Annotated in this window: 20 protein-coding genes and 2 pseudogenes; 18 read left to right on the forward strand and 4 right to left on the reverse strand. The window is 72.5% G+C overall.

Annotation, left to right across the window (positions count from 1 at the left end; all coding sequences use genetic code 11):
- Nucleotides 1-81 precede the first annotated feature (81 nt).
- Complete coding sequence (locus tag ACFWXC_RS21540) at nucleotides 82-2,004, forward strand: DUF6350 family protein (protein WP_384480889.1); 1,923 nt, start codon at nucleotides 82-84, stop codon at nucleotides 2,002-2,004.
- 54 nt (nucleotides 2,005-2,058) lie between these two features.
- Here the strand turns inward: ACFWXC_RS21540 and ACFWXC_RS21545 are convergent, their stop codons facing one another.
- Nucleotides 2,059-2,838, reverse strand: a complete 780-nt coding sequence (locus ACFWXC_RS21545; protein WP_384480891.1) for a hypothetical protein — start codon at nucleotides 2,836-2,838, stop codon at nucleotides 2,059-2,061.
- Nucleotides 2,839-3,206: 368 nt separating this feature from the next.
- On the opposite strand from ACFWXC_RS21545, the gene purN reads away from it, so the two are divergent.
- Both purN and purH read left to right on the forward strand, forming a co-directional pair.
- Nucleotides 3,207-3,836, forward strand: coding sequence for a phosphoribosylglycinamide formyltransferase (gene purN, locus ACFWXC_RS21550; protein ID WP_384480893.1), 630 nt, complete (start codon nucleotides 3,207-3,209; stop codon nucleotides 3,834-3,836).
- Nucleotides 3,833-5,404 carry a bifunctional phosphoribosylaminoimidazolecarboxamide formyltransferase/IMP cyclohydrolase gene (gene purH, locus ACFWXC_RS21555; RefSeq protein WP_384480895.1) on the forward strand — a complete coding sequence of 524 codons (1,572 nt, stop codon included), beginning with the start codon at nucleotides 3,833-3,835 and terminating at the stop codon, nucleotides 5,402-5,404. The genes purN and purH overlap by 4 nt, the downstream gene beginning before the upstream one ends.
- A gap of 122 nt (nucleotides 5,405-5,526) precedes the next feature.
- Here the strand turns inward: purH and ACFWXC_RS21560 are convergent, their stop codons facing one another.
- Nucleotides 5,527-6,147 (reverse strand): RDD family protein, encoded by a 621-nt coding sequence (locus tag ACFWXC_RS21560; protein ID WP_384480896.1) that lies wholly within the window; start codon nucleotides 6,145-6,147, stop codon nucleotides 5,527-5,529.
- 229 nt (nucleotides 6,148-6,376) lie between these two features.
- On the opposite strand from ACFWXC_RS21560, the gene ACFWXC_RS21565 reads away from it, so the two are divergent.
- The 8 genes from ACFWXC_RS21565 (at nucleotide 6,377) to ACFWXC_RS21600 (ending at nucleotide 14,681) form a co-directional block, all read left to right on the forward strand.
- Nucleotides 6,377-7,231 (forward strand): bifunctional methylenetetrahydrofolate dehydrogenase/methenyltetrahydrofolate cyclohydrolase, encoded by an 855-nt coding sequence (locus tag ACFWXC_RS21565; RefSeq protein WP_351742031.1) that lies wholly within the window; start codon nucleotides 6,377-6,379, stop codon nucleotides 7,229-7,231.
- Nucleotides 7,221-7,649 carry a DUF3017 domain-containing protein gene (locus ACFWXC_RS21570; protein ID WP_351742029.1) on the forward strand — a complete coding sequence of 143 codons (429 nt, stop codon included), beginning with the start codon at nucleotides 7,221-7,223 and terminating at the stop codon, nucleotides 7,647-7,649. Before ACFWXC_RS21565 ends, ACFWXC_RS21570 begins: the two co-directional genes overlap by 11 nt.
- A gap of 179 nt (nucleotides 7,650-7,828) precedes the next feature.
- Nucleotides 7,829-8,992: a sensor histidine kinase gene (locus tag ACFWXC_RS21575; protein ID WP_384480898.1), complete on the forward strand. Its 1,164-nt coding sequence runs from the start codon at nucleotides 7,829-7,831 to the stop codon at nucleotides 8,990-8,992.
- Nucleotides 8,989-9,729, forward strand: coding sequence for a response regulator (locus ACFWXC_RS21580; protein WP_384480900.1), 741 nt, complete (start codon nucleotides 8,989-8,991; stop codon nucleotides 9,727-9,729). The genes ACFWXC_RS21575 and ACFWXC_RS21580 overlap by 4 nt, the downstream gene beginning before the upstream one ends.
- A gap of 239 nt (nucleotides 9,730-9,968) precedes the next feature.
- Nucleotides 9,969-10,430: a helix-turn-helix domain-containing protein gene (locus ACFWXC_RS21585; RefSeq protein ID WP_384480902.1), complete on the forward strand. Its 462-nt coding sequence runs from the start codon at nucleotides 9,969-9,971 to the stop codon at nucleotides 10,428-10,430.
- A gap of 307 nt (nucleotides 10,431-10,737) precedes the next feature.
- Nucleotides 10,738-11,793, forward strand: coding sequence for a DUF2690 domain-containing protein (locus tag ACFWXC_RS21590; RefSeq protein WP_384480904.1), 1,056 nt, complete (start codon nucleotides 10,738-10,740; stop codon nucleotides 11,791-11,793).
- A 377-nt stretch (nucleotides 11,794-12,170) separates the two neighbouring features.
- Nucleotides 12,171-13,160 (forward strand): malate dehydrogenase, encoded by a 990-nt coding sequence (locus ACFWXC_RS21595; RefSeq protein ID WP_384480906.1) that lies wholly within the window; start codon nucleotides 12,171-12,173, stop codon nucleotides 13,158-13,160.
- 645 nt (nucleotides 13,161-13,805) lie between these two features.
- Nucleotides 13,806-14,681, forward strand: a complete 876-nt coding sequence (locus tag ACFWXC_RS21600; protein WP_384480908.1) for a hypothetical protein — start codon at nucleotides 13,806-13,808, stop codon at nucleotides 14,679-14,681.
- A 9-nt stretch (nucleotides 14,682-14,690) separates the two neighbouring features.
- Here the strand turns inward: ACFWXC_RS21600 and ACFWXC_RS21605 are convergent, their stop codons facing one another.
- Together ACFWXC_RS21605 and ACFWXC_RS21610 are read right to left on the reverse strand one after the other, a co-directional pair.
- Nucleotides 14,691-15,377, reverse strand: a complete 687-nt coding sequence (locus ACFWXC_RS21605; RefSeq protein WP_384480910.1) for a siderophore-interacting protein — start codon at nucleotides 15,375-15,377, stop codon at nucleotides 14,691-14,693.
- 40 nt (nucleotides 15,378-15,417) lie between these two features.
- A pseudogene (locus ACFWXC_RS21610) lies at nucleotides 15,418-15,756 on the reverse strand (MFS transporter); the annotation flags it as partial.
- Between ACFWXC_RS21610 and ACFWXC_RS21615 the strand changes: the two are divergent.
- From ACFWXC_RS21615 to ACFWXC_RS21645, 7 genes and pseudogenes are all read left to right on the forward strand, one after another.
- Nucleotides 15,753-16,097: pseudogene (locus ACFWXC_RS21615) on the forward strand (LysR substrate-binding domain-containing protein); the annotation flags it as partial. The pseudogenes ACFWXC_RS21610 and ACFWXC_RS21615 sit on opposite strands and share 4 nt — an antisense overlap.
- Nucleotides 16,098-16,222: 125 nt before the next feature.
- The gene (locus tag ACFWXC_RS21620) at nucleotides 16,223-17,983 is read left to right on the forward strand and encodes a hypothetical protein (protein WP_384480912.1); all 1,761 of its coding nucleotides are present in this window, start codon (nucleotides 16,223-16,225) and stop codon (nucleotides 17,981-17,983) included.
- Entirely contained in the window at nucleotides 17,973-18,323 is a 351-nt protein-coding gene (locus ACFWXC_RS21625; protein WP_384480913.1) for a hypothetical protein, read from the forward strand. Before ACFWXC_RS21620 ends, ACFWXC_RS21625 begins: the two co-directional genes overlap by 11 nt.
- A gap of 528 nt (nucleotides 18,324-18,851) precedes the next feature.
- Nucleotides 18,852-19,541: a hypothetical protein gene (locus ACFWXC_RS21630; RefSeq protein WP_384480915.1), complete on the forward strand. Its 690-nt coding sequence runs from the start codon at nucleotides 18,852-18,854 to the stop codon at nucleotides 19,539-19,541.
- A 182-nt stretch (nucleotides 19,542-19,723) separates the two neighbouring features.
- Nucleotides 19,724-19,903 (forward strand): hypothetical protein, encoded by a 180-nt coding sequence (locus tag ACFWXC_RS21635; protein WP_351693376.1) that lies wholly within the window; start codon nucleotides 19,724-19,726, stop codon nucleotides 19,901-19,903.
- A 23-nt stretch (nucleotides 19,904-19,926) separates the two neighbouring features.
- Nucleotides 19,927-20,664, forward strand: coding sequence for a DUF2637 domain-containing protein (locus ACFWXC_RS21640; RefSeq protein WP_384480917.1), 738 nt, complete (start codon nucleotides 19,927-19,929; stop codon nucleotides 20,662-20,664).
- A gap of 163 nt (nucleotides 20,665-20,827) precedes the next feature.
- On the forward strand, nucleotides 20,828-22,339 hold the full coding sequence (locus ACFWXC_RS21645; RefSeq protein ID WP_384480919.1) for an aldehyde dehydrogenase family protein: 1,512 nt from the start codon (nucleotides 20,828-20,830) through the stop codon (nucleotides 22,337-22,339).
- Nucleotides 22,340-22,353: the final 14 nt, after the last annotated feature.

A 22,353-nucleotide genomic window follows, 5' to 3' on the forward strand; every position in this document is an offset into this window, starting at 1 on the left:
TCGAAAAAACACATAAACATATATTGGGCGACACTTCGGTGGTTCGCCTGTTACGACGGGAAAGCGCGTGTCGTTGGGAGCATGGCCGTCGTGATTCGGATGCCCGCCCACCGACCGCCGTCGGCACCCCCGTCGCGCGCGCCGCGCCCGCCGCTTCTGCCGCTCCTGCTCACCCGGTTGCGCGACCGTTCCCCCGGGCTGGCCGCGAGCCTCCTGGGCGGCGCGATCGCGGCCGGACTCGGACTCGCCTGCTTCGCCGTGCTGGTGATGGCGCTGTGGGTCAGCTCGCCGTATCCCGACAGCGGACCGGGCGGCGCGCTGCATCTCGCGGCGGCGCTGTGGTTCCTCGCCCACGGGGTCGAACTGGTCCGCACCGACACCCTGTCCGGAGTGCCGGCCCCGGTCGGGGTGACGCCGTTGCTGCTGCTCGTGCTGCCGGTGCTGCTGGTGTACCGGGGGGCGCGGGAGGCGGTGGACGCCCCGGAACGCGACGGCGACGGCGTCGATACACCGCCGCCGGTCCGGGCCCGTACGGCCTGGACCGGGGTCGTGGCCGGCTACCTCGGCGTCGGCGGCTGCGCCGCGTTGTACGCGTCCGGCGGTGAACTGCGTCCCGAGTGGGGGTGGGTGGCGGTGTGCGTGCCGCTGCTCGCGGCCGGCGCGGCGGGCGCCGGGGTGTGGACGGCGTACGGCCGTCCGCGCGAGCCGCTGCTGGGTCTGGCGGTGGTGCTCCCGGGGCCGGTACGGCGACGGCTCCTCGGCCGGGACACCCGGGTGCGGTGGGGTACGGCCGTCCGCGCCTCCCTGGCCGGGGTGACCGTGTTCTTCGGGGGCGGGACGCTGCTGCTCGCGGTGGAGCTGGTGGCGCACGGTGACGCGGCCCGGGCGTCGTTCCTGCAACTGACGGAGGGGTGGACGGGCCGGTTCGCGGTCCTGCTGCTCTGCGTCTCGCTGATCCCGAACGCGGCGGTGTGGTCGGCGTCGTACGCCGTCGGCCCGGGCTTCGCGCTCGGCGCCGGTCATGTCGTGAACCCCCTGGCCGCCGACCCGGCCCCGCTCCTGCCGCCCTTTCCGCTGCTCGCGGCCGTACCGGCGGACGGCCCGGGCGTGCCGGTGAACTGGGTGGCCGGGGCGGTGCCGGTGGCGGCCGGGGTGACGATGGCGTGGTTCGTGGTGGGCAGGGCGGCCAGACGACGCTGGCCGGCCGGGCGTACGGCCGGGGTGATGACACTGGCGGCCCTGCTGTGCGCGCTGCTGCTCGCGGCCCTGGCCGAGTTGGCGGGCGGCCCCCTGGGCGTCGCCGCGCTCGCCCGTTTCGGCCCGGTCTGGTGGCAGACGGGCGCGGCGACCTGCGCCTGGCTCCTCGGGGCGGGCGTCCCGGTGGCCCTGGCCCTGCGGGCCTGGCGGGGGCTGGGACCGGCCTCGCTCGCGGCATGGCTGGGCTTCGGCAAGCAGAAGCCGGGGGAGGAGCCGCCGGCGGAGAAGAAGAGCGAGACCCCGGTCCCGGCCCCGGTGGCCGTCCTCCTGCCCGACCAGGGCGACGGCGACACCTTCGAGCCGTACGAGGCGCTGCCCGCCGAGCCGTACGAGATGGTGCCGGCCACCCCGCCACCGCCCGCCACCTGGCAGGACGACACGGCACGCAAGGCCCGCTGGGCAGCACTACGAAAGGCATCCGAACCATCGGACAGCCCCAGCGGCCCCAGACCGTCGGACGGCCTCGGCGGAACCCGACCGACGGACAGCCCCAGCGGAACCCGACCGTCGGACGGCCCCAGCGGCCCCCGACCCTCGGTCAGTCCGGACGGACCACGACCCTCGGACAGCCTCAGCGGAACCCGACCGTCGGACAGCCTCAGCGGAACCCGACCGTCGGACGGCCCCAGCGGACCTCGACCGTCGGTCAGTCCGGACGGAACTCGACCGTCGGACAGTCCGGACGGACCCCGGCCGTCGGACAGTCCGGACGGGACCCGGCCGTCGGACAGCCCCGACGGTTCCTGATCACCCGTCAGTGAGCCCGAACCGCTCCCGGTGGCCGTCCCCCGGCCCGTCCCGTCAGCTGTTCGTGGTGCCCAGGATGGTGCGGAGTTCCTCGGGGAGCAGGTGGTCGCAGGACTGCTTGGCCTCGTTGGTGAGGGAGTCGGTGACGCAGGTGTAGTAGTCGCGGTAGACCATCTGGGCCGTGAAGGTCGCCGCCACCAGGGCCAGGGCCAGCGACGCCGTGACCAGGCCGCTGATCGCCGCCGTCGTCTGCGGTCGGCCGGCGTTGGGGTTGGCACCGGCAGTGGGGTGGGCGTTGGCGTGGGCCGCGGCCTCCTCGGGGCTGCGCGGCTTGGCGCGGAGCGCGCTGACACCCCAGTAGATGCCCAGCGCGCCCAGCAGCAGTGCCAGGTACGGCCAGCCGAAGAGGGCGAAGAGGAAGCCCCACATACCGCTCAGCAGGGCGTACCGCGCCCGGCGCTGGGCCGGGTCCGTCGGGTCGAAGCGCATGCCCGGGCCGCCGGGGCCGCCCTGACCGCCGCCGCCCGGGCCGCTCTCGTCGGGACGCTGGCCGAAGCCGCCGGACTGCCGGCCGGGCTGACGGTCGCTCCACTGGCTGCCCCAGGGTGATTCCTGGTCGCCGTCACCGGACGGGCGGCGCGGCTGCCACGGCTTGTCCGGCGCGCCCTCCGGCGGCGGAGCGAAGGGGTTGTCGTCCTGCTGGTCACCCTTCGGCCGGTCCGAGGGTGCCTCCGGCGGCGTGGCCGGCCGCTCCCGCAACAGCACGGCGAAACGCGGCCCTCCCTGTACCGACTGCGGGGGGAGCATACGAAGTCCCAGGCTGCGGTCCGGCATCAAGTGAGCGTCTTCCCCTAGATCAAGATGAACAGAGCAGATGGCTACGGCTATGGCTGGCTGGCTTACGGATACGACTGCATGGATACAGCTGATGGCTACGGCTGATCGATGCAGCGGACGAAACGGCTGGTTACTTCGTGAACGCGTCGTATCCCGGACGCGTTCCCGTCTCGGTACCTCCCAGACGCTACCTTCCGGCCACGCCCCCGTCCCGTGGGGGCCGTCCGGTGTGCCGGTATCGTTGCTGACGGTCGGCCGCTTCGTAGACTTCCCCGTATTCCGGGGCGCGAAGCACTCGTACGAATGTACAAAGCGTGTGCGAGTCCGGCCGCCGTACCGACGCTCCCCCGAGAAAGGGCCCCACCGTGGCCGCCAAGCCCGTGGCCAAGCGCCTCGTCGTGCTGGTCTCCGGATCCGGCACCAACCTCCAGGCGCTCCTCGACGCGATCGCCGAGAACGGTGTCGAGGCCTACGGCGCCGAGGTCGTCGCCGTAGGTGCCGACCGGGACGGCATCGAGGGCCTCGCGCGTGCCGAGCGTGCCGGGATCGCGACCTTCGTGACCAGGGTGAAGGACTTCGGGACCCGGGAGGAGTGGGACCGGGCGCTCGCCGAGGCCGTGGCCGCCCACGCGCCCGACCTCGTCGTCTCCGCCGGGTTCATGAAGATCGTCGGGAAGGAGTTCCTGGCGCGGTTCGGCGGGCGGACCGTGAACACGCACCCCGCCCTGCTGCCCAGTTTCCCCGGGGCCCACGGCGTACGGGACGCGCTCGCGTACGGCGCCAAGGTCACCGGCTGCACCGTCCACTTCGTCGACGACGGCGTCGACACCGGGCCGATCATCGCTCAGGGCGTGGTGGAGGTCCGGGACGAGGACGACGAGAGCGCTCTGCACGAGCGCATCAAGGAAGTCGAGCGAAGCCTGCTCGTCGAGGTCGTGGGGCGGATCGCCCGCAACGGCCACCGCATTGAGGGACGAAAGGTAGTTATCCAGTGACCGCCACCGCCGAGAGCAACAAGCGGCCCATCCGGCGCGCGCTCGTCAGCGTCTACGACAAGACCGGGCTCGAAGAGCTCGCCCGCGGACTGCACGAGGCAGGTGTCGCACTCGTCTCCACCGGCTCCACCGCCTCCCGCATCGCCGCCGCCGGCGTCCCCGTGACCAAGGTCGAGGAGCTCACCGGCTTCCCGGAGTGCCTGGACGGCCGGGTCAAGACCCTGCACCCCAAGGTGCACGCCGGCATCCTCGCCGACCTGCGCCTGGAGGACCACCGGCAGCAGCTGGCGGAGCTGGGCGTCGAGCCGTTCGACCTCGTCGTCGTCAACCTCTACCCGTTCCGCGAGACCGTCGCCTCGGGTGCCTCGCCCGACGAGTGCGTCGAGCAGATCGACATCGGCGGCCCCTCGATGGTCCGCGCCGCCGCCAAGAACCACCCCTCGGTCGCCGTGGTCACCAGCCCGGAGCGGTACGCCGACGTCCTCGCGGCCGTGCAGGACGGCGGCTTCGACCTCGCCACCCGCAAGCGGCTCGCCGCCGAGGCCTTCCAGCACACCGCGTCGTACGACGTGGCGGTCGCCTCCTGGTTCGCCTCCGAGTACGCCCCGGTCGACGAGTCGCCGTTCCCGGACTTCCTGGGCGCCACCTGGGAGCGCGAGAACACCCTGCGCTACGGCGAGAACCCGCACCAGCCCGCCGCCCTCTACGTCGACGCCAGTGGCGGCGGCCTCGCGAAGGCCGAGCAGCTGCACGGCAAGGAGATGTCGTACAACAACTACACGGACACGGACGCCGCGCGCCGTGCCGCGTACGACCACGACGAGCCCTGCGTCGCGATCATCAAGCACGCCAACCCCTGCGGCATCGCGATCGGTGCGGACGTCGCCGAGGCGCACCGCAAGGCGCACGCCTGCGACCCGCTGTCCGCGTTCGGCGGGGTCATCGCGGTGAACCGGCCGGTCAGCAAGGAGATGGCCGAGCAGGTCGCGGAGATCTTCACCGAGGTCATCGTGGCGCCCGACTACGAGGAGGGGGCCCTGGAGGCCCTCGCCAAGAAGAAGAACATCCGGGTGCTGAAGGCGCTGGGCGCCCCCGCCAACCAGGTCGAGGTCAAGCCCGTCGACGGCGGTGTGCTGCTCCAGGTCACCGACCGGCTGCAGGCCGACGGCGACGACCCGGCCAACTGGACCCTGGCCACCGGCGAGGCGCTGAGCCCCGAGGAGCTGCGGGAACTCGCCTTCGCCTGGAAGGCCTGCCGGGCCGTGAAGTCCAACGCCATCCTGCTCGCCAAGGACGGCGCCTCGGTTGGTGTCGGCATGGGCCAGGTCAACCGCGTCGACTCCGCGAAGCTCGCCGTCGAGCGGGCCGGGGAGGAGCGGGCACGCGGCTCCTACGCCGCCTCCGACGCGTTCTTCCCCTTCCCCGACGGCCTGGAGATCCTCACCGCGGCCGGCGTGAAGGCCGTGGCGCAGCCGGGCGGTTCGGTGCGTGACGAACTCGTCGTCGAGGCCGCGAAGAAGGCGGGCGTGACGATGTACTTCACGGGGACGCGGCACTTCTTCCACTGAGGTTGCGCGATCAACTGAGGTTGCGCGATCAGAGGTCGCGTGACCGAACACCAGGGCCGTGTCCCCCAGTGCGGGGGACACGGCCCTTGGAGTGTGCGGGAGCCGGCCGGTTGCTCAGCCGTTCAGTTGCTGCGGATCACGATCGTGCCGCACACCTTGTCGGCGAACGTCTGGCGCTTGGAGTCCCACGCCGGCCACAGCCAGCCCAGGTAGCAGGCGAGGCTGTCCAGGATGTGGGCGATACGGCGCACGAAGGCCATGCCGACGCCGATCGGCTGGCCGGTGGCCTCCTTCACCAGGCGGATGCCCAGCGCCTTCTTGCCGACGGTCTGGCCGGTGCGGCCCTCCATGATCAGCTGCCAGATCGCCAGGCCGAGGAGCGCGAGCCCGCCGACGGCCGCCAGCGCCGGGGTGTCCTTGCCGACGATCACCAGGATGTACGGCACCAGGAAGACCAGGCCGTCGACGAGCGTGCCGAGGAAGCGCTGGCCCCAGTTCGCGTACGGCGGGGTGGCGCCGTATCCCTGCTGCGGGTAGCCGTAGCCACCCTGCTGCGGGTAGCCGGGCTGCTGGGGGTAGCCGGGCTGACCCTGCGGGTAGCCGTAGCCCTGCTGCGGCGGCACGCCCTGCGGGGCCTGCTGGTAGCCGGGCTGACCCTGCTGCGGGTAGCCGTAGCCGGGCTGACCCTGCTGCGGGTTCTGCGGCTGCTGACCGTAGGGGTTGTTGGGCGAGCCGAAACTCATGGCCGATTCCTCCGTTGGACCTGCGGGGACGACGCGGATTGGGACGGAGGTACGTCATGATCTGAGCGGTTTGCCCCCCAACCGGACCGCGATACTGCGCCGCTCATCGTTTAGTAAGGGCGAGTTGTTGTCCAGTCCGATTCGCCAGGTGTTGTGCAAGTGCAACATCATTGATCAAGACCGCACACCCGATTGGAACCGGGACACCGGCATCCGCGAGGATGGAGCCATGACCGCCCAGATTCTCGATGGCAAGGCCACCGCAGCCGCGATCAAGTCCGATCTGACCGCCCGCGTGGCGGTGCTGAAGGAGAAGGGCGTCACGCCCGGCCTCGGCACGATCCTGGTCGGGGACGACCCCGGCAGTCAGAAGTACGTCGCCGGCAAGCACCGTGACTGTGCGCAGGTCGGCATCGCCTCCATCCAGCGCGAGCTGCCCGCCACCGCGACCCAGGAGGAGATCGAGGCCGTCGTCCGCGAGCTCAACGACGACCCGGCCTGCACCGGCTACATCGTCCAGCTCCCGCTGCCCAAGGGCATCGACGAGAACCGCATCCTCGAGCTGATGGACCCGCACAAGGACGCGGACGGCCTGCACCCGATGAACCTCGGCCGGCTGGTGCTCGGCGAGCCCGCGCCGCTGCCGTGCACCCCCAACGGCGTGCTGACCCTGCTGCGCCGCTACGGCGTCGAGATCAAGGGCGCCGAGGTCGTGGTCGTCGGCCGTGGCGTGACCATCGGGCGCCCGATGCCGCTGCTGCTCACCCGGCGCAGCGAGAACGCCACGGTGACCCAGTGCCACACCGGCACGCGCGATCTGTCCGCCCATCTCAAGCGCGCCGACATCATCGTCGCCGCGGCCGGCTCCCCGCATCTGATCCGCGCCGAGGACGTCAAGCCGGGCGCGGCCGTCCTCGACATCGGCGTCTCCCGCAACGCCGACGGCAAGATCGTCGGCGATGTGCACCCCGACGTCGCCGAGGTCGCCGGGTGGCTCTCCCCGAACCCCGGCGGTGTCGGGCCGATGACCCGGGCGCAGCTGCTCGTCAACGTGGTCGAGGCGGCGGAGCGCAGTGTCGGCTGACGGCGGTCACGGACAGGGTGCGGGGCGTCGGGCGACCCGGCGCTTCCCGCTGTTCACACGGGACACGGCGCGCCCCGAGGGGGGCGGCAGGGCCGCGTCGGGAGACCTGCCGGCGCCGGCTCGGCAGTGGCCGCTGCTGGTGGTGCTGGCGGCCGTCGCGGTGGGGTTGCTGCTGACCTCGCTGGACCAGTTCCGGGTGGGTGCGCTGCTGATCGGGGCGGCGCTGCTGGCGGGGGCGGTGATGCGGTGGATACTGCCGAGCGTGGGGATGCTGGCGGTGCGGTCCCGTTTCACGGACATCGCGACGTACGGGGTGCTGGGGCTGGCGATCGTGCTGCTGGCGCTGATGGCGCAGCCGAAGCCGTGGCTGGTGATCCCGTATCTGAAGGACACGCTGCACTTCACGATGAGGAGCTAGCGGCACCCGGCACCGAGGAGTGGCCCGCACCTCCCCCGGTGGGTGCGGGCCTTCCCCCTGTTCGAAGGTAGGGACCCGGTACCCCCGGCGAATCCCACTTCTGATTGAACCCCCTACAACTTCCGCGGTACGTCCGGTGGTTGACTCCCGGCCCGGGATCCCCGCGTTACGCTGCGGCGATGCGACTGCGGAACCCGCCCCCACTCGCCGTCGACACGCTGATCGCGTGCGGGACGGTCGTGATGGCCGTGTTGCTGGGGCTGGAGTCGCCCGCCCAGGGGTGGCCGCAGCTCGACGCGCGGGCGTATGTGCTGATCGTGCTGGCGCAGCTGCCCGTCGCCCTGCGCGGGCGGTGGCCGGTCGCGGTCTTCGCCGTCATGCAGTGCGCGACCATCGCCTACGTCAGCCTCGGCTTCTGGCCCGTGGTGTGCACCTTCGGCTCCCTGCTGGGGCTGTACACGGTCGCGTCGGTGCGGCCGGTCCGGGTCGCCGTCGGCTGCGCGGTCTGCATGACCGGCATGTGGGTGTACGCCGGGCTCGTCACCCGCGGCTCCTCGATGCCCTCCGTCGTCGTCCAGGCGCTGCTGTACTGCTCGGTGTTCGTCTGGTTCGGGCACCTCGCGCAGCGCTCCGCCGTGCTCTCCCGGCAGCTGAAGGCCGAGCAGGCCGAGCGGGCACGACGGGCCGTCGCCGAGGAACGCGGGCGGATCGCACGGGAGTTGCACGACGTCGTCGCCCATCACATGTCGGTGATCTCCGTACAGGCGGGCCTCGCCCGGTTCGTCTTCGAGTCGGACCCCGGCAAGGCGCGCGGGGCGCTGGGGACGATCGCGGACACCAGCGGGGAGGCCCTGGAGGAGCTGCGGCGCATGCTCCAGGTGCTGCGGGAGGAGGATCCGCAGGCCGCCGAGCGGGCTCCCATGCCCACCCTGGACCGGCTCGCCGACCTCGTGGAGCGGGTGCGCAGCGGCGGGCTGCCGGTCGAGTTCGTGGTCGAGGGCGAGCCCCGGCCGCTGCCGCCCGGTGTCGAGCTGTGCGCCTACCGCGTGGTCCAGGAGGCGCTCACCAACGTCCTCAAGCACGCCGGCCGCGCACACGCGCGCGTGCTGCTGCGGTACCGGCCGCACGAGCTGACCGTGTCCGTCCGCGACGACGGGGAGGGGGTGAATCCGGACAGAGTGCGAACGAGCGCCGGACATGGCTTGATTGGCATGCGCGAGCGGGCCAAGCTCTACGGCGGGACGATCAGCGTCGGCCCACGCTCCGAGGGGGGCTACGCGGTCGACCTGGCCCTGCCGACCTCGGCCACACTCGCACGGCGGGGGGACGACCGTACCGGATGACCAGAGTGCTCGTGGTCGACGACCAGTTCCTCATCCGCGCGGGTCTGGTGGGGCTGCTGGAAGCCGCGCCCGGGTTCGAGGTGGTCGGGGAGGCCGGGGACGGTGCGGAGGCGGTGCGGCTGGCCGCCGAGACCGGCCCCGACGTCGTGCTCATGGACATCCGGATGCCGGGTCTGAACGGGATCGAGGCCACCGAGCGCATCCTCGCGCAGGCGACGGGGCCCGCGCCCCGGGTCCTCGTGCTCACCACCTTCGACCTCGACGAGTACGTGTACGGCGCGCTGCGGGCCGGTGCCTCCGGGTTCCTCCTCAAGGACTCCGGTCCGGAACGGCTGCTGGCCGCCGTCACCGCGGTGGACGGCGGTGACGCCCTGTTCGCGCCCAGCGTCACCCGGCGCCTGGTCGAGGCCTTCGCCCGGCAGCACGGCCCCGACCCGCAGGCCGGTCCGCCGCCCGACCTCGACGTGCTGACCTCCCGTGAGGTCGAGGTCCTCAAGCTCACCGCGCGCGGGCTGTCCAACCTGGAGATCGCCGACCGCCTCTACATCAGCGAGGCCACCGTGAAGACCCACCTCAACCGCACGATGACCAAGCTCGACCTGGGCAGCCGGGCGCAGGCGGTGGTGGTGGCGTACGAGACGGGACTGGTGACGCCGGGCGGGCCGGGCGGGTCCGGGGGGCCAGGAGGGCTCGGCGGCCTCGGCGGCCTCGGCGGCCTCGGCGGCCTCGGCGGCTGAAAGCGGCTGAAAGGCGGCCCGTCCCCTCCCCCGAGCAGGACGGACCGCCGTCGGGTTTCAGCCTTCCCATCGCGAGGCGGCGGTTCAACGGCTGTCCGTGCGCTGTGGCACAGAGGTGACAGTTCCGCTACGGACCGCCCGCACTGCCACAGCCTGCGGGAACCGTCGGACCGCCGCCCGTCGTCACCCGGTCTGAACTGGCAACGAACTGGCAACGCGGGAAGCCGTGGAGGTGCGTGATGGGCGGCTGGCAGCCGCTGCCGGAGGGGCTCCCGGCGGAGGTGCGGCACTTCGTGGAGCAGTTGCGGCTCCTCAAGGACGACACCGGGCTCAGCCTGGTCGCGCTGGGCGCCCGCACCGCGTACAGCAAGTCCTCCTGGCAGCGGTACCTCAACGCCGTACAGCCGCCGCCACGGCAGGCCGTCGCCGCGCTGTGCCGGGTCGCGGGCCTCACCGGCGCCGACGCCGAACGGCACACCGTGCGCTGGGAGCTGGCCGTCCAGGCCTGGCCGCGCCCGGCGAACGTGCCGGAACGGCCGCCTGGCGCCGGGGAGTACGAGGACGACCCCACCCTCCCCTGGTGGGACCGCCCGGAGGAGGAGCGGGCGCCCCGCCCGCACGGCCGGCTGCTGGCGGCCGCGCTCCTGCTGCTGCTCGTCCTGCTCCTGGTGGCGGTCGTCGGCGCCGTGCTTCTCGGGTGAACCGGGTCTCCTGTGACCTGCGAGGTCACGGCTGGATGACCAGTGTGTCGATGTGTTGACAAGTTCGCGGATATGTCACGAAGGCGACTCACAAGCGGGCTAACGTGTCCAATCGGGACGAGCCGAAGGCCCGTTGGACCGCGTCGCGGTAGGCGTGCGACGGTGCACGTGGGCGGGTCAGTGCTCCTGTACGCCCCCTGCCGGGGGACTGGGTTCCGGGGGCACCGCGGTCCGCTGGGTAGCCAGAACGGGGACCGGCGTGGGGGGCACCACGCGCAAGGGGAACGCGGGGGAAGAGGGGGAAGCAATGCCTCGTTGGAAGGCTCTGCCGGATGAACTCGATCCGCAGGTAAGAGAGTTCGCGACCCAGTTGCGGCGGCTCGTGGACCGCAGCGGGCTGAGCGTCGCGGCACTGTCCGACCGTACCGGCTACAGCAAGACGTCCTGGGAGCGGTACCTGGGCGGGCGGCTGCTGGCGCCCAAGGGCGCGGTCGTCGCGCTCGCCGAGGTCACCGGCGCCAATCCCGTCCATCTCACCACCATGTGGGAGCTGGCCGAACGGGCCTGGAGCCGTTCGGAGATGCGCCACGACATGACGATGGAGGCGATCCGGGTCTCCCAGGCGCGGGCCGCGCTGGGGGAGTTCGGGGCGCCGCCGGCCACGTCCGCGACCGCGGCCGGGAGCAAGGCCGGCGGCAAGGCGCCGCGCCGGGCGGGCAGTGCTGTGGCGACGCCGGGGATCGCCGGGCCGGCGGGCGTCTCGCCCACCATCCCGCCCCAGCCGACGGCACCCGACGCGAACCGCCGGGAGGGGACGGGGTCCCGCGGGCCGGCCGTGCCCGCGGGGACGGGTGCCCCCGGCGGCGGCCGGCGGCGGCTGACGATGTTCCTCGCGGGGGTGGTCGGCGTGGCCGTGGTCGTCGCCGCCGTCTTCTTCCTCACCGGCAACGACGGCGGCGACGGGAAGGGGAACCGGAGCGGTGCCACCTCGTCCGCCCCGTCCACCAGCGCCGGCACCGACCTGCCGGCCGGCGTGAAGTGCGCGGGCACCGGCTGCACCGGCAAGGACGCGGAGGCCATGGGGTGCAGCGGCGACCTGGTGACCACCGCCAAGACCGCCACGGTCGGCGCGACCACCCTGGAGGTCCGCTACAGCAGCACCTGCGGCGCCGCCTGGGGCCGTATCACCGGCGCCGCGCAGGGCGACTCGGTGCGGGTCACCGCCGGCACCACCACGAAGACCGGAGACATCACGGCCGCCGGCGACACGATCGCGTACACGCCGATGGTGGCGGTACGGGACGTGGCCCAGGCCAAGGCGTGCGCGACGCTGGCGTCGGGGCGGACGGGGTGCACCTCGTAGAAACCCGGCGTGCCCAGGAATGCCGCGGCGTTTCCTGGGCACGCGAACCGTACCCCCCACGGGAGTCCGGATTCCGGTACCCCCGGGTGGCGGCCGCCCCGTCTCACCTCTCCCGGACGGGCGGCCGCCTCTTTCGTACGTCGCCTGCGGAGGCGCGTCTGCAGGGTCACGTCTGCGGGGCGGGTCTGTGGGTCACGTCTGCGGGGTGGGTCTGTGGGGCGGGTCTGTGGGGTGAGCCACACCGACCCCTCCACGTCCGGCATCCGGAATGCGCGATAGCCTGACCGGTGGATCTCTTGATACCGAGAGATCGATCATTTGTACGTCCGCACCCCAGGGCAAGGACGCCCACCGCCAGCTGTCATACGGAGAACGCCATGACCCGCACTCCCGTGAACGTCACCGTCACCGGCGCGGCCGGCCAGATCGGTTACGCCCTGCTCTTCCGCATCGCCTCCGGCCAGCTGCTCGGCGCGGACGTGCCGGTCCGGCTCCGCCTCCTGGAGATCACCCCCGCGCTGAAGGCCGCCGAGGGCACCGCCATGGAGCTGGACGACTGCGCCTTCCCGCTCCTGTCGGGCATCGACATCACCGACGACCCGAACGTCGCCTTCGACGGTGCCAACGTCGCCCTCCTCGTGGGCGCCCGCCCGCGCACCAAGGGCATGGAGCGCGGTGACCTCCTGGAGGCCAACGGCGGCATCTTCAAGCCGCAGGGCAAGGCCATCAACGACCACGCCGCGGACGACATCAAGGTTCTGGTCGTCGGCAACCCGGCCAACACGAACGCGCTGATCGCGCAGGCCGCGGCGCCGGACGTACCGGCCGCGCGCTTCACCGCGATGACCCGCCTCGACCACAACCGCGCGCTGACCCAGCTGGCGAAGAAGACGGGCTCCACGGTCGCCGACATCAAGCGTCTGACCATCTGGGGCAACCACTCCGCCACTCAGTACCCCGACATCTTCCACGCGACCGTCGCCGGCAAGAACGCCGCGGAGGTCGTGAACGACGAGAAGTGGCTGGCCGAGGAGTTCATCCCGACCGTCGCCAAGCGCGGCGCGGCCATCATCGAGGCCCGCGGCGCCTCCTCCGCGGCCTCCGCCGCCAACGCCGCCATCGACCACGTCCACACCTGGGTCAACGGCACCGCCGACGGCGACTGGACCTCCATGGGCATCCCGTCGGACGGCTCCTACGGCGTCCCGGAGGGCCTGATCTCCTCCTTCCCGGTCACCACCAAGGACGGCGTGTACGAGATCGTGCAGGGCCTGGAGATCAGCGAGTTCTCCCGCGCCCGCATCGACGCCTCGGTGCAGGAGCTGGCGGAGGAGCGCGACGCGGTCCGCGCCCTCGGCCTCATCTGAGCCTCCCGCGCCCACGGGCCCCACTCCGGTTTCGTCCGGAACGGGGCCCGTTCCCGTTTCCGCCGCTACCGTCGGAAGAGGCAAGCGGTGGAGTGAATCGGGGGGTTCGCGATGAGCGACAGGAACGACGGGACCGGCGAGGGCGGTTGGCCCGAGGAAGCCACGGGGCACAGCGCCCCGACCGGCCGGAGCGAGCCGCCGGAGGGCCTGCGGCAGGCGGAAGAGCCGGGCCACCAGGAGGAGCCGGAGGAGCCGAGCACCCAGAGATGGCCGACGGCGACCCCACGGCACACGGGACTCCCGGAGAGCCCATGGCAACAGGACCGGCCGGAGCCACCGGAGAGCCCATGGCAACAGGACCGGCCGGAGCCACCGGAGAGCCCATGGCATTCGGAGCGGTCACCGTCACCGGAGAGTCCGCGGCAGTCCGAGTGGCCGGTGTCTCTGGAGAAACCGCGGCGCACGGAACGGTCCGCGCCCGGAGCGCTTCCCCAGCGGCAGGGCGGTGGCGACGAGCCGTACCGTCCCGGGCACGCACCGGCTGAGGACCAGGGACGCCCGGCCTGGCCCCCGACCCCGCCCCCCGGTCTGCCGCCCCTCCCGACCGCCTTCTCGTCCCCGTCCCCGACCCTGCCCGCCTCGCCGGTGCCGCCCCAGCCCTCGTCCCCGACCCTGCCCGCCTCGTGGGCGCAGTCCCCGCCGCCGTCCCCGACCCTGCCTGCCTCGCCGGCGGCGTCCCGCCCCTCGTCGCCGGACGAGGCGCGGAGGGGCTACACCCCGCCTCCCTGGTCCGGTGCCCCCACCTCGTCGGGGCAGCGGCTCGCGGCGACGCCTCCGCCGGCCGGGTACGCCCCGCGGCGGCGGTCCGGCCGTGCCCTTGCCGCGGTGGTCGGTCTGGTTCTTGTCGCCGGTCTCTCCGGGCTCGGGGTCTGGTACCTCGGCCGGGACGGCGATGAGCGCTCCGGCACCGGGGCGGCCCCGTCCGCGAGCGTCAGCGTCAGTGCCAAGTCGTCGGCGCCCACGTCTCCCGAGCCCACGGCCAGCCCCAGCCCCACCCCCTCCGTCGCCTCCGGATACCGCGCCGTGCGCGATCCCGTCGGGTACACCCTCGACGTGCCCCAGGGATGGACCCGGCGGCAGCAGCAGGGGGAGAAGGCACCGGTGGTGTACTACGACTCCCCGTCCGACGGGCGCCAGTTGCAGATCTTCGCGCTCTCCGAGGCCACCCCGGCCGAGTCCCTCGACCTCGCCGAGAACGACCCCGGGTACGGATACGCGAAGCAACCCGGCTACCAGGCCGACGACCGTACCTCCGGCGACAGCTGGGCCGAACTGTCGTACCGCTACGACGACAAGGACAAGGGCAGCCGGCAGGTCATCGACCACCGCTTCCAGGCCGCCGACGGCACCCTGTACGCGATCCGCTCCAGCGGCCCCGGGAGCCTCGACGCGGGGCTGGTCCGGGGGCCGCTCACCACGGCCGTCGACTCCTTCTGCCCTGCCGGCGCCCAGTGTTCCTGAGCGTCCTGGTCACTCCATCCCCTTCTTCCCCGGCGTCCAGAACGGCTTGGTGAGGACCGCCCGCCGGTCCCACCCCGCCTCCTGGACGAGCACCTTCCGCACCGCCTGCACGGCCCGTGCCTCCCCGGCGACATAGGCGATCCCGCCGGGCTCGGGGGCGAGCCGTCGTACCGCCTCCGGCAGTGCGGTCTCGCCGCGGAGCACCCAGTCGAGGCGATCCGCGTACGCGAGGGGCAGCCGGTCCGCCGTGGTCGCCGTCTCCACGCAGCCGGAGACGGTGGCCTCCTCGGGCAGTGCCGCGAGCATCGCGCCGAAGGCGACCGAGGCCGTCTCGTCGCCGACGAAGACATGGTGGGCGGCCTCGGGGCGCAGCGTGAACGTGCCCTCGGGCTTGCGCAGCCGCACCTGCTCGCCGGTGCCGACCGTGCGCCCCCACCGGGCCCCCGGCCCGCCCTCGGGATGGTCCAGCACGCACAACTCGACGACGCCGGACGGGTCGTAGCGCCACACGGAGTACGTGCGCAGGGTCAGGCCGGTGACCAGGACCCGGACCTGCTGGCCGGGGTGGACGTCGAGACCGGCGAGCTGGTCGCCGTCGATGCGCAGACGGCGTATGCGGGAGGTGAGCTGTTCGACCTCGGTGACGGTGCCGCGCAGGGTCAGCAGGTCGAGGACGGGATTCAGCAGAGCGGGCACGGGGGGTCTCCTCAACGGGCCGTATGGTGAGGGGAGTTGCTCAGGCACCGGTTGAACGCGATAGTACGCGTTTCCCGCCGGACGCGATAGTGCGTGTCGGGGGTCGATCGCGGTGGCCGGCCATCACGAGCACCGTCGCCGCGAGCACCAGCAGCGCGACCGTGCGCAGCGCCGGGCCCATGCCGGAGGCGAGGCTCGTGTGGGCGGACAGGATCGTGCCGGTGACCGCGACGCCCAGGGCCGCGCCGGTCTCGCGGGCCGTGGTGCCGAGGCCCGAGCCCAGGCCCGCCTGATGGGGCGGGAGCGAGGTGACGACCCCCAGCGTCAGGGCCGGCATGGACGGGCCGGTGCCGGCCGAGATGACCAGCAGCCGGCAGGCGCGGCAAGCTGCACGGCCCGGTGGACGCCGCACTGGCCGAACTCGGCCTGGAGCGGCGGGTGGTCGGCACCGTCGGCACCTTCCCGGCCTCCCTGTTCGTGCTCCGCGACTCCGACCTGATCGGTCTGATCACCTCCTGGAGCGCACCCCTGGCCGGCGCACTCGGCCTGGTCACCTTCGAGGTGCCGCTGGACCTCCCGCCGATCGGCATCGGGCTGGCCTGGCACCCGCGCCACGACGCCGACCCGGCACACGCCTGGCTCCGGCGCTGTGCACGGGAGTTGATGACCGGCGGGCCCGGTGCCGGTGCCGGGCCGCAGTCCCCGCCGGCCGACTTCTGACCAGCGGCGACTTCGGTCAATTCCGTTTCACCGGCCACGGCCGTCCCTCTATGCTGATGCTCTGTCAACTCGGCGTCCAACACCGCACTTCCAGCACCGCACATCACACGCATCGGGGGATCGTCGTGAGCACCGCCTACGTGCCGCAACAACCACAGCCGGGGCCGCCCGCCGGGGCACCGCCCGCGCTGCCGCCCGTACCGCCCTACGCCAGTGAGGCCAGCCGGCTGCTGTGCGCGGGCACCTATCTGGATTCCGCGTACCGGGACCGGGTCATCGAGGAACTCCACCTCAACGAACAGCGGATCGCCGCGCCCTCGCTCGGCTTCGACGCGGCCCGGGTCCTCGCCCACGCCCTGCGCGCCCGCCGCCAGGAACTGCTCTGGGCCGGGGCGATCCTCGGCCTGTGGGTGGTGGGGCTGCCGCTCAGCGGCGGGCTGCTCCTGCTCTTCCTGATGCCGGGCATCGCGCTCGCCGTCGCGCCCTGGATCAGGGGCCGCGCCGCCCGCCCGCCGCTGTACCGGGTGCTCGCCGCCTTCCTGCTCCGCTGGTGGGGCCGGTCGTTCTACGCGGTCGCCCTGTTCGCGACCCTCGTCATCGCGTTCGGCGGCGGCTCGGACGACAGCTCGTCCTACGACTCGTACGGCTCCGACGGCTACTACTACGGCTCCAGCTACTCCGACTCGACCAGCTTCGGCGATCTGTTCGCCCCGGGCGCCGGCGACCTCGGCGGCCTGGCCGAGGCCTGGCACGCCTGGCTGACACTCGCCGTGTTCGCCGGCGTCGCCCTGTGCGCGCACGCCCAGCGCACCCAGTTCAGCCGGGCGCTGGCCGGCGAGCTCTCCCCGCAGCGCTTCCCGGACGCGGCGAGCGACCCCGCCGAGAAGGCGGAGAACCCCCGCTTCCAGCGGCTCAAGCAGCGCATCCGGACCGAACAGCACGCGCCGCTGATCATGTACAACGAGGCCGACCCGTTCTGCGGGGCGGGCGCCGCCTACGACACGTGGGTGCTGGCCGTCGAACTCAAGCCCGACGAGCTGAAGAAGGAGCGGCAGCCGCTCAGCAACCGGGCGATCCTGGAGAAGGTCCGCCCGCTGCTCGAACAGCTCCGCGTCCCCGCCGAGTACGCCGGACCCGGCAACCGCGACCGGCTGCGCCAGCTGGAGATCGACGAGTGCGTGTTCCTGCCCACCGAGGGGCTGCTCACCCGGGACCAGGCGCCGTACACCCCGCAGGCCTTCGAGGAGCACCGGGCGCGGGCCGTCGAGGAGGGTGCCGAGAAGCGCCGGCACTTCCTGCGGATCCGCGTCGGCGGCTGGGAGGAGGAGGTGGTCGTCACGGTGTTCGTGCGCATCCACACCCAGGGCCGGATGCTCGTGCTGGAGATCGCCCCGCATGTACTGACCCCGGTCCGCTCGGACTTCAAGGGCGCCGACCGCACCGCCCACCGGTTCCGGAACAACAACTGGGCCGGCAAGACCGCCGCCGCGATCGCCCTGGTCCCCGGTTCGGTGGGCCGCTCGGTGGGCCAGCTCGGCCGGGGCGCGGTGTACCTCTGGCGGCTGCTGACCGGCGGCCACGCGGGCGCGCTGCCCGAGGGGCCGGCGCTGTCCGTGCGTGAACTGGGCGCGGTGGACGTCGGCTCCCACTTCCAGGAGATGGACGTCGTCCGGTACCTGCGCAGCATCCAGGACCGGGTGGCGAACGGCGTACGGGCCGCGCTCGCCGAAGCCGGCTACGAGACCGGCGAGTTCGTCCAGAAGACCGTCAACAACAGCACCAACGTGAGCATCGACCGGGTCGAGGGCTCCACGCTCGCCTTCGGCAGCCACGCCACCGCCACCAGCTACACGACGCAGAAGGGGCCCGACAGCAATGGCAAGTGACGAGCCGCAGGTCACCCTGGGGAACATCTCCGGGAGCACGTTCGCCATCGGCAGCCACGCGCACGCCGAGAGCCACCACCACGGGGCCGCCGGCTCCCCGGCCGACGAGGAACTCCTCGCAGCGGTACGGGAGTTGCGCGCCGACCTGGCACGGGTGCGGGGCACCGAGCAGACGGCGGTGCTGGGCACGGCGCTCGCCGAGACCGAGGACGAGATCACCCGCACCGGCCAGGCGGGCCCCACTCGCCGGGAACGCCTGCGCGAACTCCTCACCGACTCCCAGGCCCTCCTGAGCGTCCTGGCCTCGGCGGGCACGCTGGCCGGCCTGCTGGGGAGGTGAGAGAGCCCGATGAGCAACGGGGGAGCGCGGCACTGGAACGAGGACGCACAACGCTGGGAGGCCGGACCCCAACCCCCCACCACGACACCCCCACCACCGGCGACCGACCCGACACCGACCTCGCCGCCACGGGCCGAGCAGACGGTGACTTCGCCGCCATCGGCTGACCAGACGGTGACTTCGCCGTCGGCGGCCGGGCCGATGGCGACCCCGCCGTCACCGGCCCGGCCGGAGAGCCGGCCGACGGAGGCGGCGGCTTCGGCACCGGTACCGCCTTCCCCTCCGGCACCGGCATCGATACCGGCGGCTGCGGCTCCGCCGGGGGAGTGGTGGGCGGAGGCGGGCCGGGGGCCGTCGTGGTCGTCGGCCGGTGGTGCTCCCGGTCGGCCGTCCGGCGAACCGGCGTGGCCGCCCGCCGAATCGGCCCCACCGCCCGTCGGGACGGTCTGGGCGCCCGCTGAGTCGGTCTGGGTACCCGCCGGGCCGGACCAGGTGGCCGGGTTCTCCCGGCGGCCCGGGCGCAGGGTCGTGTGGTCCGTCGTCGTCGGGGCCGCTGTCGTCGGCGTGGCCGTCAGCCTGGTGCTGACCCTGGTGGTCGGCAACGGGGAGGACGGCAAGCCCGCCGTGGCCCTCTCCTCCGTCGGCCCGACCCCCTCCGCGGCGCCCGGGACGGTGTCGGAGTCGCCCTCCGACAGCGGCGCCCCGTCCCCGTCGGCCTCCGCATCTCCCGCCGGATACGAGGTGCGGCACGACGCCGAGGGCTTCCGGATCGCCGTCCCCGAGGGCTGGTCGCGGTCCACCGTCGACTCCTCGTACGGCATCGCCGTCGTCAGCTACCGCAGCCCGGACCGTGAGCACCGGCTGCAGGTCTACCAGGTCGCCGAGTACTCCCCGGACGCCTCGTTCGAGCTCTACCTCTCCGACCAGACCTCCAAGCCGGACGGCTTCCAGGAGCTCGGTCTGACCAGCCTCGACGACGTCGGCTTCACCGGCTCCCGGCTGGAGTACCTGGCCGGCACGATCGGCGACGAGCCGGACGTCGGCACCTGGCATGTCGTCGACGAGCGGTTCGTCGCACCCGACGGCAACATCTACGCCATCGCCTCCTACGGCCCCGACTCCGACGGCCGCGACGACGAGCTGGGCCATCTGACGACGGCCGTGGACTGGTTCTGCCCGCCGGACACGGTCTGTGACGCGAACCCCGGCGTGGACTGAGCATCCGCTCCCGCGCCGCCCGCGCCGCCGTTCATTTAATTCCAGTATCCGCGGAATATAATCGCCCGTGCATTCACAATTTCTTCAGTTAGTGTGTGGTGCCAGGTATTCTATAGGTTCTCGTCCGGGTGATCTAAATTCCCCCGAACGCCCCAAACCCCGCCCTGTGTGACGGTCGTTAGGTGACCGTGACGCGATTGGACTGGCTTACCGCCGAAGATCACCCGACGACAGCGCTCCGCTGGCCCGGAAGTATGGATATCACCTCATGCTCGGACCTGCTCGATGATTTCCTGAAGAGAATCAATGCGCTGGAAAAGGATTATCGGCGGACGTTGGCCGATCTGTACGGCGCGTCCTGAAGCAGGGTGCGGAGGTTTTATCGATGGACGGGATTCAGCGTGATGCGGGTCTCTACGACCAGCCCGGTCTCTATGGCCATCCCGGTCTTCATGACCATCCCGGTCTGTACGAGCATCCCGGTCTCTACGACCATCCGGGTCTCTACGACCATGCCTGGGCCGCGCCGGAGCCGGACGTCGCGCCGAACGACTGGGACCCGGTCGAGGAACTGGCCCAGATGCTGTCCGCGCCGGCCGCCGCGGCCACGGCTCCCACGCTGCTGGACGTACCGGCCCAGCGCAGGAGCAGTCGTCGGCGACTCCGACAGGACTCCCACCTGCTCGACGGCGGCCGGAGCGTCACGCACATCACGCTTCTGATCGCGGCGGTCTCGCTGTGTGCGGTGTGCATGCTGGTCTGGTCCGTCTGCTACTCCTACGGGCAGTTGCGCGGGATCGCCTCGTCGGTGCTGCCCGCGGGGCTGGCGCGGTACTGGCCGCTGACGGTGTACGGCCCGTGGTTCGTGGCGGCGCTCTCCGTCCTGCGGGCCACCGCTCAGCACCGGAGTGCGCGCCGGTCCTGGTGCGTGGTGCTGGCCGCCTCGGTCCTGGCGGTGGCGCTGTGCGCCAGCCACTCGTCGCATGCGCTGTTGTCGTTAGTGATCTTCGGGATTCCGCCGGTGACCGCTCTGGTGTGCTTCTGGGAACTCGTCGGCCAGATCTCGACCAGGACCAGGCCCCGGCACGCCACGCGCGCCGAACCGTCGACCGCCACATCCTGAGGGAGCCGTTTGCCCCGTTTCGTCCGACTGTTCAGTGATGCAGCACACTTTCGGCCACCGATTGCGCATGCAATCCGGGACCGAGGGCAGGCGGTGACGGTCCCCGAGTGTGACTCCTCTGTCACACAGGGGCACTGAACAGGAACGGAAGGCAATACCGATCATGGCGGACCGAACGGCACAAGCGACCATCCATGCCGGAGGCGAGTGGCTGGAAGCCGTCTCCGGCGCGACACGCGAGATCATCGACCCCGCGGACGGCCTGCCCTTCGCCGTGGTCGCCGAGGGTGACGAGAAGGACGCGGAGACGGCGGTGGCCGCCGCCCGGCGCGCCTTCGACACCGGCGACTGGCCCCGCACCCCGGTCGCCGAGCGCGCCGCCCTGCTGCGCCGGGTGGCCGACCTGCTCGTACGCGACCGCGAGAAGCTGGGCCTCCTGGAGAGCCGGGACGCGGGCAAGACCGTCGAGGAGGGCCGGGTCGACATCGACTGTGTCGCCGACGCCTTCCGCTACTTCGCCGATCTGGTGGCGGCGGAGGGCGCGGGCCGGGTGGTGGACGCGGGCTCGCCCGACATCCACAGCGTCGTCGTCCACGAGCCCGTCGGTGTCTGCGCCCTGATCACCCCCTGGAACTACCCCCTGCTCCAGGCCAGCTGGAAGATCGCTCCGGCGCTGGCGGCGGGCAACACCTTCGTGATCAAGCCGAGCGAGATCACCCCGCTGACGACCGTCGCGCTGATCGGGCTGCTGGCGGAGGCCGGGCTGCCCGCCGGAGCCGCCAACCTCGTCACCGGTCCCGGGCACAGCGTGGGCGCCCGCCTCGCCGAGCACCCCGACGTCGACCTGGTCTCCTTCACCGGCGGACTGGTGAGCGGGGTCAAGGTCGCCCAGGCGGCCGCCGTGTCGGTCAAGAAGGTCGCCCTCGAACTCGGCGGCAAGAACCCCAACGTCGTCTTCGCCGACGCCTGCGCCACCGACGAGGGCTTCGACACCGCCGTCGACCAGGCCCTCAACGCCGCCTTCATCCACAGCGGCCAGGTCTGCTCGGCCGGTGCCCGGCTGATCGTCGAGGAGCCGCTCAGGGAACGGTTCGTCGCCGAACTCGCCCGCCGGGCCGCCCGGATCCGGCTGGGCCGGGGCACCGCCGACGGCGTCGAGTGCGGCCCGCTCGTCTCCGAGCGGCAGCGCGCCAGGACCGAGGCGTACGTGGCGTCGGCACTGGCGGAGGGCGCGGTGCTGCGCTCCGGCGGCAAGCGCCCCGAACCGTCCGCCGACCGCCCCGCCGGCGGCTACTTCTACGAGCCGACCGTGCTCGACCAGTGCCACCGGGAGATGAAGGTCGTCCGCGAGGAGGTCTTCGGTCCGGTCCTCACCGTCGAGACCTTCCGCACCGAGGACGAGGCGGTCGCCCTCGCCAACGACACCGAGTACGGCCTGGCCGGTGCCGTCTGGACCGCCGACGCCGGACGCGCCCGCCGGGTCGCGGGACGGCTGCGGCACGGCACCGTGTGGATCAACGACTTCCACCCCTATCTCCCGCAGGCGGAGTGGGGCGGCTTCGGAAAGAGCGGCACCGGCCGCGAGCTGGGGCCCGCCGGGCTCGCCGAGTACCGCGAGACCAAGCACGTCTACCAGAACCTCGCACCGCGGCCGGTCCGCTGGTTCGCCGGCTGAGCCCACCCGACCGC

Source organism: Streptomyces sp. NPDC058683, from assembly GCF_042716195.1.
GTDB lineage: Bacteria > Actinomycetota > Actinomycetes > Streptomycetales > Streptomycetaceae > Streptomyces.

Bases quoted from the DNA above. Each gene is read 5' to 3' on its own strand.
- ACFWXC_RS21540 (WP_384480889.1), top strand. From the start codon at position 82: ATGGCCGTCGTGATTCGGATGCCCGCCCACCGACCGCCGTCGGCACCC.
- ACFWXC_RS21545 (WP_384480891.1), bottom strand. From the start codon at position 2,838: ATGCCGGACCGCAGCCTGGGACTTCGTATGCTCCCCCCGCAGTCGGTA.
- ACFWXC_RS21560 (WP_384480896.1), bottom strand. From the start codon at position 6,147: ATGAGTTTCGGCTCGCCCAACAACCCCTACGGTCAGCAGCCGCAGAAC.
- ACFWXC_RS21565 (WP_351742031.1), top strand. From the start codon at position 6,377: ATGACCGCCCAGATTCTCGATGGCAAGGCCACCGCAGCCGCGATCAAG.
- ACFWXC_RS21575 (WP_384480898.1), top strand. From the start codon at position 7,829: ATGCGACTGCGGAACCCGCCCCCACTCGCCGTCGACACGCTGATCGCG.
- ACFWXC_RS21580 (WP_384480900.1), top strand. From the start codon at position 8,989: ATGACCAGAGTGCTCGTGGTCGACGACCAGTTCCTCATCCGCGCGGGT.
- ACFWXC_RS21585 (WP_384480902.1), top strand. From the start codon at position 9,969: ATGGGCGGCTGGCAGCCGCTGCCGGAGGGGCTCCCGGCGGAGGTGCGG.
- ACFWXC_RS21590 (WP_384480904.1), top strand. From the start codon at position 10,738: ATGCCTCGTTGGAAGGCTCTGCCGGATGAACTCGATCCGCAGGTAAGA.
- ACFWXC_RS21595 (WP_384480906.1), top strand. From the start codon at position 12,171: ATGACCCGCACTCCCGTGAACGTCACCGTCACCGGCGCGGCCGGCCAG.
- ACFWXC_RS21625 (WP_384480913.1), top strand. From the start codon at position 17,973: ATGGCAAGTGACGAGCCGCAGGTCACCCTGGGGAACATCTCCGGGAGC.
- ACFWXC_RS21640 (WP_384480917.1), top strand. From the start codon at position 19,927: ATGGACGGGATTCAGCGTGATGCGGGTCTCTACGACCAGCCCGGTCTC.
- ACFWXC_RS21645 (WP_384480919.1), top strand. From the start codon at position 20,828: ATGGCGGACCGAACGGCACAAGCGACCATCCATGCCGGAGGCGAGTGG.